General features: G+C 36.0%; 11 protein-coding genes. 6 read left to right on the forward strand and 5 right to left on the reverse strand.

The genetic code is table 11. The annotated features are described in order from the left end of the window. Window positions 1–21: 21 nt before the first annotated feature. The 3 genes from treC to treR form a co-directional block, all read right to left on the reverse strand. Complete coding sequence (treC, locus tag J3U56_RS07475) at window positions 22–1,695, reverse strand: alpha,alpha-phosphotrehalase (RefSeq protein ID WP_267367221.1); 1,674 nt, start codon at window positions 1,693–1,695, stop codon at window positions 22–24. 76 nt (window positions 1,696–1,771) lie between these two features. Beyond that, a complete protein-coding gene (treB, locus tag J3U56_RS07480) occupies window positions 1,772–3,199 on the reverse strand; it encodes a PTS trehalose transporter subunit IIBC (RefSeq protein WP_267367223.1) in 1,428 nt (475 codons plus the stop codon). A 166-nt stretch (window positions 3,200–3,365) separates the two neighbouring features. Further along, complete coding sequence (gene treR / locus J3U56_RS07485) at window positions 3,366–4,331, reverse strand: trehalose operon repressor TreR (protein WP_267334061.1); 966 nt, start codon at window positions 4,329–4,331, stop codon at window positions 3,366–3,368. A gap of 265 nt (window positions 4,332–4,596) precedes the next feature. On the opposite strand from treR, the gene J3U56_RS07490 reads away from it, so the two are divergent. Then, window positions 4,597–5,130 (forward strand): hypothetical protein, encoded by a 534-nt coding sequence (locus tag J3U56_RS07490; RefSeq protein ID WP_267367224.1) that lies wholly within the window; start codon window positions 4,597–4,599, stop codon window positions 5,128–5,130. A gap of 93 nt (window positions 5,131–5,223) precedes the next feature. Here the strand turns inward: J3U56_RS07490 and J3U56_RS07495 are convergent, their stop codons facing one another. Further along, entirely contained in the window at window positions 5,224–5,556 is a 333-nt protein-coding gene (locus tag J3U56_RS07495; RefSeq protein ID WP_267334063.1) for a winged helix-turn-helix transcriptional regulator, read from the reverse strand. 186 nt (window positions 5,557–5,742) lie between these two features. Here J3U56_RS07495 and J3U56_RS07500 point away from each other — a divergent pair, with 186 nt between their 5' ends. The 5 genes from J3U56_RS07500 (at window position 5,743) to J3U56_RS07520 (ending at window position 13,065) form a co-directional block, all read left to right on the forward strand. After that, window positions 5,743–6,378, forward strand: coding sequence for an NAD(P)-dependent oxidoreductase (locus tag J3U56_RS07500; RefSeq protein ID WP_267334064.1), 636 nt, complete (start codon window positions 5,743–5,745; stop codon window positions 6,376–6,378). Between the two features lie 615 nt (window positions 6,379–6,993). Beyond that, window positions 6,994–8,586 carry a maltose/glucose-specific PTS transporter subunit IIBC gene (gene malX / locus J3U56_RS07505; protein WP_267334065.1) on the forward strand — a complete coding sequence of 531 codons (1,593 nt, stop codon included), beginning with the start codon at window positions 6,994–6,996 and terminating at the stop codon, window positions 8,584–8,586. Between the two features lie 77 nt (window positions 8,587–8,663). After that, the gene (locus J3U56_RS07510; RefSeq protein WP_267367253.1) at window positions 8,664–9,836 is read left to right on the forward strand and encodes a MalY/PatB family protein; all 1,173 of its coding nucleotides are present in this window, start codon (window positions 8,664–8,666) and stop codon (window positions 9,834–9,836) included. A 426-nt stretch (window positions 9,837–10,262) separates the two neighbouring features. Beyond that, window positions 10,263–11,630: an allantoinase AllB gene (gene allB, locus J3U56_RS07515; RefSeq protein WP_267367227.1), complete on the forward strand. Its 1,368-nt coding sequence runs from the start codon at window positions 10,263–10,265 to the stop codon at window positions 11,628–11,630. 46 nt (window positions 11,631–11,676) lie between these two features. Further along, the gene (locus tag J3U56_RS07520) at window positions 11,677–13,065 is read left to right on the forward strand and encodes an NCS1 family transporter (RefSeq protein ID WP_267334067.1); all 1,389 of its coding nucleotides are present in this window, start codon (window positions 11,677–11,679) and stop codon (window positions 13,063–13,065) included. A 107-nt stretch (window positions 13,066–13,172) separates the two neighbouring features. Here the strand turns inward: J3U56_RS07520 and flhA are convergent, their stop codons facing one another. Next, window positions 13,173–15,260 carry a flagellar biosynthesis protein FlhA gene (gene flhA / locus J3U56_RS07525; protein WP_267367229.1) on the reverse strand — a complete coding sequence of 696 codons (2,088 nt, stop codon included), beginning with the start codon at window positions 15,258–15,260 and terminating at the stop codon, window positions 13,173–13,175. Window positions 15,261–15,271: the final 11 nt, after the last annotated feature.

Raw genomic sequence — 15,271 nt, forward strand, 5'->3', positions numbered from 1 at the left:
ATTTTAGTATGTTAAAAATTGCTAATTATTTTCGTGCAACAAATACGTTGCTTCATAAGGCTGTAATACCATTTCACCTTCGAGCACTGTTTGATTTGAGTAATTACTTAACAATTTTTTCCAAGAACTATTTTCTAATGCTTTAGGCAATTGCCATTTAACCCTATTTTCGGTCAGATTGGCTATCACAATTAACGTTTGATTATTCCAATGTCTGATATAGCACCAACAATCAGCATTATCAGGCGTTAGATCTTGATAGTCACCGAAAATAAAGATCGGGTATGTTTTGCGTAATTTGATTAAAGTTTGATAGCAATAAAAAATGGAATTAGGATCATCAAGCGCTGCTTTAACATTGATTTTCGGGTAATTGTTTGCCACCTCAATCCAAGGTTTACCTTGGCTAAATCCGGCATTGGCGGTGTTGTCCCACTGCATTGGCGTTCGGCTATTGTCCCGTGATTTACTGGCAAGAATCGCTAACATATCAGACTCTGACATACCTTCGGCAATTTTTTCTTGGTAGATATTAAGACTTTCTACATCTTTATATTGCGAAATATGAGTAAAATGGGGGTTTGTCATCCCGATCTCTTCACCTTGATAAAGGTACGGTGTGCCTTGGAGTCCATAAAGAATCATCGCTAGCATTTTTGCCGATTCGCTGTGGTATTGGTCTTCATTACCTAAACGTGACACAATGCGAGGTTGATCGTGATTACACCAGAAAATCGCATTCCACGCCTTACCGTGCATACCCACTTGCCAATAGCCAAGTATTTTTTTGAGTTCAAGTAAATCAGGCTTAGCCAGCGTCCATTTTTCCCCATTTGGATAATCAATCTTTAAATGATGAAAATTAAACGTCATGGTCAACTCTTTGCCATCCAATGCGGCATATTTTTGACAGTTTTCAAGCGTAGTGGACGACATTTCACCCACGGTTTTTAAACCATTAGGTTGAAAAACATCTCGACTTAACTCTTGTAAAAATTCGTGTATTTTCGGGCCGTCCGTATAATATCTTCGTCCGTCACCATTCATGTCATCCGGAAAGTCTTGCTGTTTAGAGACCAAATTAATCACATCAAGCCTTAATGCATCAACCCCTTTATCCGCCCAAAATTGACAGACATGTTTAATCTCTTGGCGGACAGTTGGATTTTCCCAGTTAAGATCGGCTTGCTGTTTTGCAAATAGGTGTAAATAGTATTGTTTGGATTGCTCATGCCACTGCCAAGCTTTGCCGCCAAATTTAGATCGCCAATTGTTGGGTTCTGATCCGTCAGCTTTGGCATCTTTCCAAATATAAAACGATCGAAATGGGCTGGTTTTATCTAAGGCGGATTTAAACCATGGATGCTGTGTTGAAGTATGGTTAAATACCATATCCATCATAATCCGGATATCACGTTCATGCGCCTGCTTAACCAATAATTCAAAGTCGTCCATCGTGCCATAAGCCGGATCAATATCATAGTAATCCGATACATCATAACCATTATCAACTTGCGGAGAGGGATAAATTGGCGTTAACCAAATCGCACTAATGCCCAAATTTTTCAGATAATCTAATCGACTAATAATGCCTAATAAATCCCCCGTTGAACCCGCGCCACTGGCTTGAAAGCTTTTGGGATAGATTTGATAGATAGTACCATTTTGCCACCACGGGATATCTATTTTATTCATTGCTTACTCTTTATTTTTTAATCTGACATGAATTAACCATTCAGTAATCGAATGGTTAACGGATATTAATTCGTGTTTAGCGAATATTTAATGTGCCTTTTTTCAATTTTAATTTATAAACAGCTGCTGTTAAAACAATTGGCACAACTATTGCCACCAACATAGCTAAGGCATAAATTCCCCAATAAACGGGTTGAATCGATAAGATGCCTGGTAATCCGCCGACTCCAATACCATTAGATAACACACCAAATAGACCACAAACTAAGCCAGCAAACGCAGCACCGATCATGGCACATAGCATCGGGAATTTATAACGTAAATTGATCCCGTACATAGCTGGTTCAGTCACGCCCAGATAAGCTGATATGGCAGCCGGAACCGACACTTCACGTTCGTTATGTTTTTTACTAACTAAAATAATGCCAACAACCGCCGAGGCTTGAGCAATATTGGATAGGGCAATAATTGGCCAAATCGGTGTGCCCCCCATATTTTGGGTCATCTGCATATCAATGGCCAACGTTGTATGGTGAATACCGGTGATCACCAACGGTGAGTATAAAAAACCAAAAATGGCTGAACCAATAAAGGCATAATCACCCGTCATCAAATATCTAACCCCATAGGCAATACCATTACCTAACATACGCCCTAAAGGACCTAATAAAAAATGCGCTAAAAAAACAGCAAGTAGTAGTGATACAATCGGAACAATCACTAACGTAAGATAATCAGGGATAATTTTACGTAATCGCGTTTCGATCCATCCTAGTGCTAAACCGGCAAAAATCGATGGAATCACTTGTGCTTGATAGCCGACTTTTTGGATAGTGAACCAGCCAAAATCCCACACTTCAGGTATTTTACTGCCAAGATCGTAAGCGTTCATCAATTGTGGTGAAACCAATGTTATGCCTAAAACGATACCTAACACAGGCGACCCGCCCATTTTTTTGACTGTAGACCAGCAAATTGCCACCGGTAGAAAATGGAAAATTGCTTCACAAGGTAGCCAAAGTATATTGTAAATAGGTGCTAACCAATGATAAGTTTGAATTAATGGCTTATCATCTATGGTGGGCATATCACCAATAATGTTGCGTAATCCCAATAACAAACCGCCAGCAATTAAAGCAGGCAGCAAAGGTACAAAAATTTCAGCTAAGTTCGAAATTAATCTTTCAAAAACAGACATATTTTGCTTAGATGCAGCTTTTGTTTGTTCTTTGGTTGCTTCGGTTAAATTTAACTGCTGGATTAGTACTTTGTAATAATCATCCACATTCGTGCCAATAATCACTTGAAATTGCCCAGCATTGTTAAAGCATCCTTTGATAAAAGGTAACGTTTCGATAGCTTGGATATTGGCGGTTTTAGGATCAACCAAAGCAAACCTTAATCGAGTCAAACAGTGGCTTACACTCGCAATGTTTTGTTTGCCGCCAACAAATTCAATTAATTGCATGATCGATTCTGTTGATATTTTCGAATCTTTAGCCATCGCAAGTCTCCTTTCAATTAGTACTTTCGCTGTTTTATTACATCAATAATTTGGCTATTTTATATCAATAGTTATCATAAATTGAATTCAATAAATAATAAATGGGAACGTTCCCAAATTGTGATTCAATTCACAATTTTTTAGCGTATAATTCGAATCAGATTGATTATTGATTCGTTAATTGGCAAGGAACCGTGATAGTTTTACCGGTAATTTTACCTTGTAACATATTAAGTAACTCTTGAGCAGCATAAATACCGGCTCTATCAAAACCTAGTTCTATAACGACAGTTTGTGGAAACAAAAAAGTAAGCAGTTCACTATGACCAACGCTAGCCACAACGATATGATTGCGTTTTTTTTCACTTAAATATTTATTTAGTCCTAATGCGATAGCATCGGTAGCACAAATGATAGCCGAAGGTGAATGCTTTAAAACTGATTGAGCAAGGTTATAGCCAGAACGGTAACTTAATTTGCCTAAGTAAGCATTAGGTATGGTGTGATGTGCTAAGCAACAATCTTGATAGGCTTGATATCGCAGTGCGCCAGTTGTTTGATCTTGCTTATCTACACCAATATAAGCAATATTTTGATGTTTTTTATTTTGGTGTAGATAGTTAAATAAATTTGTTACCGCTCCAACATCATCATAACAAACACAAGTATATTCGGAAAACGATCTTGCCAATATCACACACCTATTTTTCCAGTCAGATAATAAAGATTTATCAAGCCCGGTAAACGCAAATATTACTACCGCATCTGCTTGTTTCTCTTTTAGCATTGCTAGGTGTTCTTGCACCTTATCAATGTTAAATTGGCTTTCCATAATGATAGGATCGTAACCACGCTGGTAAAAAATAGGTAACATTGAGCGCACTGCTTGATTTTCAGACATCGAATCAAGGCGAGTTACAATAATACCAATCACTTTATTACCATAACCACGCATTGCCCTGGCTGATTTTGATGGGGTAAATTGATACTGCTCAATTATCGCCATGACTTTATTACGCGTCACTTCCTTCACCATAGGATCGTGATTTATTACCCTTGAAACAGTGGACTTACTTACCCCACAAAGTTTGGCAATATCTTTAATGGTTAAGTTATTGGAAGACTCGCGCATAGTTAGTTCAGTGAATGAAAATCAGTTAAATCATAGTAATATAGTTTAAGGGAAATTGCGATATTCATATTGCATGGCTCACTTTTGTTTTGAGAAAAAATAGTATCTTTTGATACAAAAAAAGTCATAATAGCGTTTATGAAAAACTTCAATGTTTAGACAAAAAAGACTTTTATCAAAAGCCAGCAATATGTTGTTTGGTCGGTTAAATAAATTTAATTAGCTGAATATTTACATGTATGGTTTAGGATTTTATAAGGAACATATGAAAACACACTATAAGATTTTCGGTGGTATAGTACTTATGTTGGGCTTACAAGGGGTGGCATTGGCTAATCCAAAAGCAGCCACCGTTGAAGATGAATTTAAAGCTGCTTTATTCTGCCAAACCGAGGCTTTTGATGCGCGCGATGCCAAAACAGTAGCGCGGCTACGTGAACACAATATTAAAGTTAAAAATTTGGAAGAAGATGGACTGATTAATCAGGAATTTCATTTTGCCACACCGTTTAACATTGATAATGTTACAGTATCTGTTGTGCGTTATCTTGGTGATAGTGGGTCTTATTTTTTTGCTATCGCTAAAGGGGATATGAATAATTTTGCTCAATCGATTGGCGCAAAACCAATTCCTAATGAGCTAAAACAAAGGCTTTCTTGGGGTAATATCAATCAATATTATAAATATACTGCCCCTGTGACTACTGATAATCCTTATCCAAAGACAGTGCTTATTGGTCGTGATCAAGACGCTAAAACCGGTGAATTTTATTTTGGTTGTCTGGAAGTGGATAACTAACTGTATTTGATTGAAGAATGGTAAGTTGTTTACCACTCTTTGGGGTTTTAGTTATGCGTTTTTAGTTATATTTACATGATTGATTTGTAATTATTATTGCTGATTCTTTCTTGATTTATACGCTTGTCCCCAATCTAACATCGCATCATGTACTTGTTTTAAACTTTGCCCGACTTCGGTAAGAGTATATTCAACTTTAGGGGGAACCTCAGCATAGACTTTACGATGAATAAGACCACTTTTTTCCATTGCTCTTAAATGTTGAGTTAACACTTTTTGTGATATGCCATTTAGTGATTTTTTTAATTCGCCAAAACGTTTAGTGCCGGTCAGTAAGTCTCGGATAATCAGAACTTTCCATTTATCACCCATTAGCATTAATGTAGTTTCAACAGGGCAAGGTGGTAAATTGTCAATGGTTAACATATCAATAATTCCTTTAAATTCAACAATGGTTCCAAATTGGATACTATATTACTACTTAGTACCTACTTTACAATAGAAACTTTGAATATTAATCTAAATATCGTGTTTGGGTCGTAGATGCTCAGTAAATTAGGCATTAACCAAAATTTAAAATATTTTATTTAGATAAGACAAAAGGAGTGGATAATGAAGATTGCAGTTATTGGTGCTAATGGTAAATCAGGTAGTTTGATTGTTAAAGAAGCGCTATCGCGTGGACATGATGTTACCGCCATTGTACGTAAAGCTGATGCGAAAGTTGATCCTAAAGCAAACGTGCTAGTTAAAGATCTTTTTCAACTTACATACGACGATTTGAAATCTTTTGATGTCATTATTGATGCGTTCGCGGCGTGGACGCCCGACACCCTTCCACAACATCAAACTAGCTTAAAACATTTAACTGATATTTTAAGTGGTAAACCTAATCGCTTGTTAGTTGTTGGTGGAGCGGGAAGCTTGTACGTTAACCCAGAACAAACAGTTCGTTTAGTTGATACACCTCAATTCCCTGACGAGTTTAAACCGCTAGCCAATAATATGGCTAAAGGCCTTGATCAATTGAAAAAATGCGATGACGTGCAATGGACCTATTTAAGTCCAGCTATTGAGTTTATCGCTGATGGACCAAGAACCGGTCATTACACTTCTGGCGGTGAGCAAGTTTTATTCAATAGTAACGGTAAAAGCCACGTTAGCTATGCCGATTATGCAATTGCTATGATCGACGAAGCTGAACATGCTAAACATATTAAACAACGTTTTACTATTGTTACTGAGTAATCTTTAGACATTACCTTACATTAAGTCGTTGTGATTAATGTAAGGTAGTTAAAACCGATCACCTTTCCCCCAATAAACCACTCTATTTATCAACTATTAATAACCATTTTTATCGTATTTGGTTGAGTAGCTGTTTATTAATCATTTACAGATAAATTTAGGAAAATAGGATAAGTGAAAACTCGAATTCGTTTAGTACTTTATATGATTTATATGATAAATGTTGTGTCATACATTAACAACTTTAGCTAATGATATGAGGTTAGCCGATTCAGCTCACTTTTGCCGAACTAGTGTTGCAAGTTTTTGATTAAGGCCATCAGCGCTTAAACGAGTGTTAATTTATAATCTAAAATTGCCAAACAATAAACACGGTAAGCATATTTATTGTTTGCATAGGCAAAATTCAGCTATAAATTAAACTTTAGGTAAATATAGGCAAACTAATCATGCTGCTTAATCTGGTCAGATTCTATTAATGTTATTTTTATTCATATAGTTATTATACACATTATATTTTATTATTATTATTGAGATAATTCCCTCATTTCATCTATGGTAAAAAATAGAGTATTGAGCTAAATTAAATGTGTTTTTATAAAAATGGATGAAATTATGGAAAATAAAACAACAAATAAAGTAACATTTTGGGAATTTTTTCAGAGTTTAGGTAAGACATTTATGCTACCTGTAGCTTTGCTCTCATTTTGTGGGATTATGCTTGGAATTGGGAGTTCATTAGCTAGCCAGGATGTGCGGGATTTACTTCCTTTCTTAGATAATGCCTTTTGTATTACCATTTTCACATGGATGAGTAAAGTTGGTTCTTTTGCATTTAGCTTTCTTCCGGTAATGTTTGCAATCGCTATTCCTTTAGGTTTAGCTAGAGAAGATAAAGGCGTTGCTGCTTTTTCTGGTTTTGTTGGTTACATTGTACTTAACCTAAGTATTAACTTTTATTTGACTATTTCTGGTATTTTACCGACTACAGACCCAGCGGTCTTAAGAGCTAATGATATTCAGTCGATATTTGGTATTCAATCAATTAATACTGGTATTTTAGGCGCTATTTTTGTTGGTATTTTGGTTTATATATTACATGAACGATTCCGAGCAATTCGTTTGCCAAATGCATTAGCTTTTTTTGGTGGTAATCGTTTTGTGCCAATTATTACAACTGTTACTTTCGGTATTTTGGGATTATTAGTACCTTTAATTTGGCCATTTTTTGCCAAAGGTATTAGTGGATTAGGTTATATTGTCAATAGTACTGGTGATTTTGGTCCATTTATTTTTGGTACTGGCGAACGACTGTTATTACCTTTTGGATTACACCATATTTTAGTTGCTTTGGTGCGTTTTACTGATGCTGGTGGCACAATGGAAGTTTGTAATGAAACAGTTAGTGGGGCATTAACTATATTCCAAGCACAATTATCTTGTCCTACAACGACTGAATTCTCAGAAAGCGCAACGCGATTTTTATCTCAAGGTAAAATGCCATCATTTTTAGGGGGATTACCTGGAGCGGCATTGGCTATGTATGTCTGCGCTAAGCCAGAAAATAGACATAAAATAAAAGGATTGCTAATTTCAGGTATTGTAGCTTGTACTATTGGTGGAATAACTGAACCATTAGAATTTTTGTTCTTATTTGTATCCCCAGTTTTATATGTTATCCATGCTGTTTTAACTGGACTTGGTTTTATGGTAATGTCACTGCTCGGTGTAACAATTGGTAATACTGACGGTAATATTATCGATCTTGTGGTCTTTGGTATTTTACATGGTACTGCCACTAAATGGTATTTAGTACCCGTTGTTGCTGCTTTTTGGTTTGTTATTTACTTCTTTATTTTTAGATTTTTCATACTGAAATTCAATATAAAAACTCCAGGCAGAGAAAGTGATAACGAATTTGATACCGATAGTACTCCTCAAGCTAAGAATAATTTAGCGACTAATTCTGGTTATAACACTATTGAAATTCTTGAAGCATTAGGTGGTGTGGACAATATCATCTCTTTGGACAATTGCATTACTAGATTAAGATTGTCTGTAAAAGATATTAATCTTGTCGATGATGCTAAATTAAAAGCTAACAAAGCTATTGGCGTGGTTAGACTTAATGATCATAATTTACAAGTGGTGATAGGCCCCCAAGTTCAAGTTGTAAAAGATGATTTACAAAAATATTTGAATAATTAATTATATACCCTAAAGGAAGAGTACTTATACTCTCCCTTTTGTTTGCAAGGAATATGGACATGACGTTATCAAACGACATTTTTGATTTTGACCAACCTGTTAATCGATTAGGGACATGGTGTACACAGTGGGATTATGTTCAAGATCGTTTTGGCGTTGCTAATTTAACACCTTTTACCATTTCAGATATGGATTTTAAAATAGCACCTTGTATCAAAAAAGCACTGGAAAAAAGAATTGAACATGGGGTTTTAGGTTATAGTCGTTGGAAGAATGAAGAATATCTAGGTGCTATTAAATATTGGTTTTCATCTCAATTTGATACCTCAATTGATCCTGAAATGATTGTCTATGGCCCATCAGTTATTTATATAATATCAAAATTAATTTCTTTATGGAGTGACGAAGGGGATAGTGTCGTATTGCATACTCCGGCATATGATGCTTTTTATAAAACCATTTTAGGTAATAAAAGAAAAGTACAATCATGTCCTTTAATTAAACAAAATAATAATTGGGAATGTGACCTCAATTATCTTGAAACAATCTTATCTAAAAAAGATGTCAAAATACTATTGTTATGCAATCCTCATAACCCTACCGGTAAGGTCTGGAATCACCAAGAGTTAAAGGTTATATCGAGTTTATGTGATAAATATAATGTGAAAGTCATTAGTGATGAAATTCATATGGATATGGTATGGGTTGGCAAGCATATTCCATGGAGCCAATATGGTAAAAATAACTGGGCTATAGTTTCTTCTGCTTCTAAAAGCTTCAACATTCCTGCTTTAACCGGTGCTTACGGTATCATCCAAAGTGAAGAGACTAGAAATGATTATCTACAACAGCTTAAATCTTGTGATGGACTCTCATCACCCGCGGTTTTGTCATTAGTTGCAACAATTGCTGCCTATCAGGAGGGTTTACCTTGGCTTTCTCAGTTAAAAACTTATTTGCAAGCTAATTTAAATTTTGTTGCTGATGAATTAAATAAAGCTTTTCCTCAATTAAATTGTACTCCTCCTGATTCAACTTATTTAGCTTGGATTGATTTAAGATCGTTTCATTTAAATGATGAGAAATTACAACATCAACTCATCTTTAAAGAAAAAGTTGCCATTATGCCTGGATCCACCTATGGAGATGCTGGACTAGGATTTTTAAGATTAAATGTAGGTTGTGCCCGCAGTAAAGTAGAAATTGGAGTTAATGCCATAATAAAATCCATTAAAGATATAATAGATTGATTTTTTGTAAGATAAAATCTATATAAAAATATAGTATATTGAAACTTTATAAAAAAGTATTTTCGATAGAGCAAAACGTCGTTCTTATTTAAGTAAGTAACACTTTACATAAATAACAAATAGAACCTAGTTTTATACTGATATTAATAATTAAAATACATCACCATTTAAATTATTTGATATGACGTTGCTGATACGTTTTGGTGTTGCTTAACCTAATGCACCATAATGTTTAAAAACAGTCTGCAATAATTATAAAGTGGATCATTTTGGTGCGTAAAGATCAAATAAGTAGCAATGATACGTGGTTTTTGCCTTGGTATGTTTTTTGCACAAAAATGTAGTAATGAACAGTAATAATGAATAAGATGAACAATAAGCGTTATTACAAGTATATTTTTTACTAATCATTTTTGGAAAATTATTATGCAGTATGATCGAATTATAAAAAATGGTATTGTCATTTTAGAATCAGGTGAAGTCCGTACTGATGTTGCCATTAAAAATGGCAAAATTGCAGCCATTGCTCCAGATCTAAATGGTGCACATGAAGTTATTGATGCTCAAGGTTTAATTGTTAGCCCAGGTATGGTTGATGTACATGTACATATAAGCGAACCTGGCGGTATTCGTTGTGAGTGGGAAGGTTATGTCACTGGTACCAAAGCTTGCGCTAAAGGTGGCGTGACAACCTTTGTTGAAATGCCACTTAATCAACTGCCAGCAACCACTTGTGGTGATACACTTCGACAAAAATACGCTGCCGGTGAGGGCAAACTCTATGTTGATGTTGCTTCATTTGGCGGTTTAGTTCCTTATAACCTCACTAATGGTGGCATTGAAGCACAAGTTAAAGAGGGGGTAACCGCATTTAAATGTTTTATGGCAACGTGTGGCGATCCTACTTTAGAGGGCGATTTTGCAAACGTTAATGACTATGCACTTTGGGAGGGCATGCGTCAAATTGCTAAAACCGGTAAGTTACTGGCTATTCATGCTGAGAATGCCGCCATTACCGACATGTTAGGTAAACAAGCCAAAGATCGAGGTGAAACGCGCGTTTCACAGTATGTGGCAACCCGTCCTATTTTTACAGAAGTAGAAGCAATTCGCCGGGCAATCTTTTTTGCTAAACAAACGGGGTGCCGTATTCATATTTGTCATGTGGCGTGCCCAGAAGGCGTTGAAGAGGTGATAAAAGCGCGTCAAGAAGGGGTTGATGTCACTTGCGAAACCTGTATTCATTATCTCTATTTTACCACCGATGAACTTGATGCTATCGGACCTTTAGCAAAATGTTCACCCCCTATTCGTGATAAACAAGCCCAAGATGGATTATGGAAATATCTATTTTCTGGTCACATTATTACCGCCGTATCTGACCATTCTCCTTGTACTTATGAAATGAAAAATAAAACTAATGCATTTGATGCATGGGGTGGAATTTCGGGTGTACAAAATAATGTCGATATTTTCTTTGATGAAGCGGTGCAAAAACGCGGTATGTCATTAAAACAGTTTGCCGATATCATCGCTAAAAATCCTGCTGAGCGTTATAACTTACCAACTAAAGGTTCAATTCAGATTGGCAAAGATGCGGATATTATCTTTATCAAACCCCAATCAAGTTATGTGGTAAGGGCAGAAGATCTTGAATATCGTAACAAATTTAGTCCTTATGTTGGACGACAAATTAACGCACAAGTGGTACGTACGTTATTACGTGGCGAAACAGTTTACAATTTCACTACGGGTATTGAATCGACACCAAAAGGATCATTTATTCGTCGTTAGTTTGAATATAGCGGCGTTAAAAAGTTAAGTACGAAAGGAATAGGTAATGAATAATAATCGCCCTCAATTATCTAATAACCAATTAAATATTGATAAATCACTATTACCCAAAACACCACAACAGCGTACGGTTAATCCTTTGGCATATGCTTTTATGTGGATTGGTGATGGCGTGAATCTTGGCAATATGACCTTAGGCGCCAGTTTAGTGGTTGCCGGTTTTGCCACTATGAATATTGTGCAAACTTTTATGGCGGCTTTGATTGCTATTTTAATTATTACCAGTATTTTTGTACTTAATGATCGCTTAGGTTACCGTACTGGCATTCCTTATGTTGTCCAACTTAGAATGTCATTTGGTATAAAAGGTTCGATAATCTCTTCACTGCTTCGTGGTATTCCAGGTATTGTCTGGTATGGCTTTCAAAGTTGGATAGGTGGCACGGCACTTAATGAAATTATCAAAATTCTATCCAATGAGAGTTTTGATAATGTCTTTATCTGTTTTGTGGTTTTACAATTTATACAAATTGGGTTATCACTGTATGGCTTTCATGCGATTAAATGGGTTGAGATATTAATATCATTAGTTATTCTATCCGCACTTGTCTATGCTTTTATTTTATTACTTCGCAATCATCAAACTGTCATTATTGAAAAATGGATTAATACTCAAGGAACTTGGGGATTACCTTTTTTTGGTTTTATTATGATGTTTTTAGGTAATTATGCTGCAATATTTTTGAGTGCGGCGGATTATTCACGCGAACTCAAATCAGGTATCAGTAACGGTAAACGCGGACTGTTATATTTTGTACCTATCACCATTGCCTATGGATTTGTTATCACAATTGGTGCTATGTTAGCATCGGTGACAGGCAACAGTAACCCAGTTAAAGCTTTTGCAATTGTTGTTGATAATTCTTATATTACTGTTGCGGTATCGTCATTTATTGTACTTGGGGCGATTGCAGTTAACATGGTGGCAAATATTATTCCACCGGCATATGTGATTAGTTTATTAACTAAAGTCAAATATAAATCAGCGGTAACGATCACGGGGTTACTCGCCATTGCTTCTTTTCCTTGGATCTTAGTGCAAGACTCATCAGCCAAGGGCTTAGGCCTATTTATTTTGATCTATTCTGCGTTCTTAGGGCCAATTGTGGCAATTTTACTTGTAGAGTATTATCTATTAAGGCGCCAACAAGTCGATATTAATGAACTCTATAATAAAAATGGTCAATTTGCAGGCTTTAATAAAGCTGCTATTTTAGCAATGTTTATTGGCTCGGCTGCCGCGTTTTGTGAAGTGAGTTTATCGTGGCTAATTGGCTTTTTTGTTGGTGGATTGAGTTATATTCTATTAACAAAATATGCCTTTAAACAATCCCCATTTAGAAAAGGTACTATTTTTGAAAAAAGTAATAAGTGATATTGAATGATGATCATTACTGATAATGATCATCTTTGTTAACTCAGTTATGCTTTAGCGACTTTCGCTAGTCAACCAATTTTAATGCTTATTTATGTTATGTTCTATTAGGTATTGCCAATTTGGCATGTCACCTTAATTTCACGATTATCAGTAATTTCAAGATTAGATAATACCGCCACTTGTGGAAAATTAGGTCGCAAAAACTGTGATAGCATCAGCCTTAGTGAGTGGTTAACTAATAATACTGGTGGCGCGCCGATTGCTTCTTGTTGATGAAGTGCTTGTTTAAGTTGTTCAATGATCTGCTCGGCAAGCCCCGGTTCAACATGACTGGTATTTTGCATGGCTTGCAGTAATAAACGTTCTAAATTGATATCTAAGCCAATCACCTCGATTGGATTGTTACCTGCAAACCATTGTTGAGTGATGACTCTACCTAAAGCAATCCTGACTATACTCAATAATTGATAAACATCATTTTGATTTGGTGCGTTTTCACAAATGGTTTCAATAATAGTGCGCATATCACGAATAGACACTTTTTCCGCTATTAAATTTTGTAGTATTTTATGAAAGGTTGTTAACGTTACAACCTCTGGAATAAAATCTTCAACTAACTTAGGTACCTCTTGTTTCAGGCGGTCAAGCAGTTCTTGGGTTTCTAATCTGCCTAATAATTCGCTGGCAAATTGTTGTAGTAAGTGGTTAAAATGTGTGGCAATCATGGTGCTGGTATCGACAACGGTATAACCTAATATTTGTGCATTTTCTTTATTGCTTTCATCTATCCAGATTGCCGGTAATCCAAAAGCCGGCTCGGTTGTTGCAATACCCTCAATGGTTTCTACCACTTTACCTGGATTGATTGCCAACCATTTATTATTCATAATTTCACCTTGCCCAATTTCACCACCTTTTATAAATAATTTGTATTGGTAAGGGGCTAAGGACAAATTGTCACGAATATGTACTTGTGGTGGTAAAAATCCAAAAGTTTGTGCAAATTTTTTACGTAAACTGCGTATTCGACCAAGTAATTCGCCATTTTGTGATTGATCAACCATTGGAATTAACCCATATCCGACTTCCATCGCTAAAGTATCTTCAATATTGACATCCGACCAAGATGCTTCAATATTACTTGGTGTAGTGGCATCGACATTGACTTGTTTGGTTTGTTGTTTAACCTCATTTTTTTTATATTTAGCTAACCACCAAGCAATAGCCAATAATAGACCGGTAAACAATAAAAACACTAAATTTGGCATACCAGGAATCAAACCAAGTAGCCCTATCACAGCCGCTGTTAAAATTAATACTTGTGGATTTTTAAATAACTGGTTGAGCATCTGCTCACTAATATTTTCTTGCGAGCTGACTCTAGTTACAATCACGCCTGCGGCGGTTGAAATAATCAGTGAGGGAATTTGAGCGACTAAACCATCACCAATGGTTAGTAAGACATAAGTTTTACTGGCATCAGCAAGTGTCATATCATGTTGCATAATACCAACCATTAAACCACCAATAATGGTAATGGCCATGATTAATAAGCCGGCAATGGCATCGCCACGGACAAATTTACTGGCACCATCCATCGAACCATAAAAATCAGCTTCTTGCGTGACTTCGGCTCGGCGCGCTTTGGCTTCGTCTTCACCAATTAATCCAGCATTAAGATCAGCATCAATCGCCATTTGTTTACCTGGCATACCATCAAGCGCAAAGCGCGCACCCACTTCGGCTATACGCCCAGCCCCTTTGGTGATAACCATAAAGTTAATAATCACCAAAATAATAAACACCACAATGCCTATTGCAAAATTACCACCAACCAAGAAATGGCCAAAAGCTTCAATAACTCGCCCTGCGGCAGCACTACCTGTATGACCTTTTAATAACACGACGCGCGTTGACGCAACATTCAACGATAATCGCAATAAGGTGGCAAAAAGTAAAACAGTTGGAAAGGCAGCAAAATCAAGTACTCGCTTAGTAAATAATGCAACAATTAAAATAATAATCGACAAAGCAATGTTAAAGGTAAAAAACAGATCTAATACAAATGCCGGTAAGGGCAATACCATCATCGATAGTATTAATAAAATCAGTAATGGACCGGCCAATATTTGATAATGACCAGTTTTTAATGCGTTTATTGATAATATATTGAGTAATTTAGATTTAATCATAAAAATAGTGG

Origin of the sequence: Gilliamella sp. B2824 (assembly GCF_026536245.1) — a bacterium.
Taxonomy (GTDB): Bacteria; Pseudomonadota; Gammaproteobacteria; order Enterobacterales; family Orbaceae; genus Gilliamella.

Excerpts from the sequence above, each read along its gene's own strand:
- treB (WP_267367223.1), bottom strand. The coding sequence starts at position 3,199 with ATGGCTAAAGATTCGAAAATATCAACAGAATCGATCATGCAATTAATT.
- flhA (WP_267367229.1), bottom strand. The coding sequence starts at position 15,260 with ATGATTAAATCTAAATTACTCAATATATTATCAATAAACGCATTAAAA.
- J3U56_RS07490 (WP_267367224.1), top strand. The coding sequence starts at position 4,597 with ATGAAAACACACTATAAGATTTTCGGTGGTATAGTACTTATGTTGGGC.
- J3U56_RS07495 (WP_267334063.1), bottom strand. The coding sequence starts at position 5,556 with ATGTTAACCATTGACAATTTACCACCTTGCCCTGTTGAAACTACATTA.
- allB (WP_267367227.1), top strand. The coding sequence starts at position 10,263 with ATGCAGTATGATCGAATTATAAAAAATGGTATTGTCATTTTAGAATCA.
- J3U56_RS07520 (WP_267334067.1), top strand. The coding sequence starts at position 11,677 with ATGAATAATAATCGCCCTCAATTATCTAATAACCAATTAAATATTGAT.
- treC (WP_267367221.1), bottom strand. The coding sequence starts at position 1,695 with ATGAATAAAATAGATATCCCGTGGTGGCAAAATGGTACTATCTATCAA.
- treR (WP_267334061.1), bottom strand. The coding sequence starts at position 4,331 with ATGCGCGAGTCTTCCAATAACTTAACCATTAAAGATATTGCCAAACTT.
- J3U56_RS07500 (WP_267334064.1), top strand. The coding sequence starts at position 5,743 with ATGAAGATTGCAGTTATTGGTGCTAATGGTAAATCAGGTAGTTTGATT.
- malX (WP_267334065.1), top strand. The coding sequence starts at position 6,994 with ATGGAAAATAAAACAACAAATAAAGTAACATTTTGGGAATTTTTTCAG.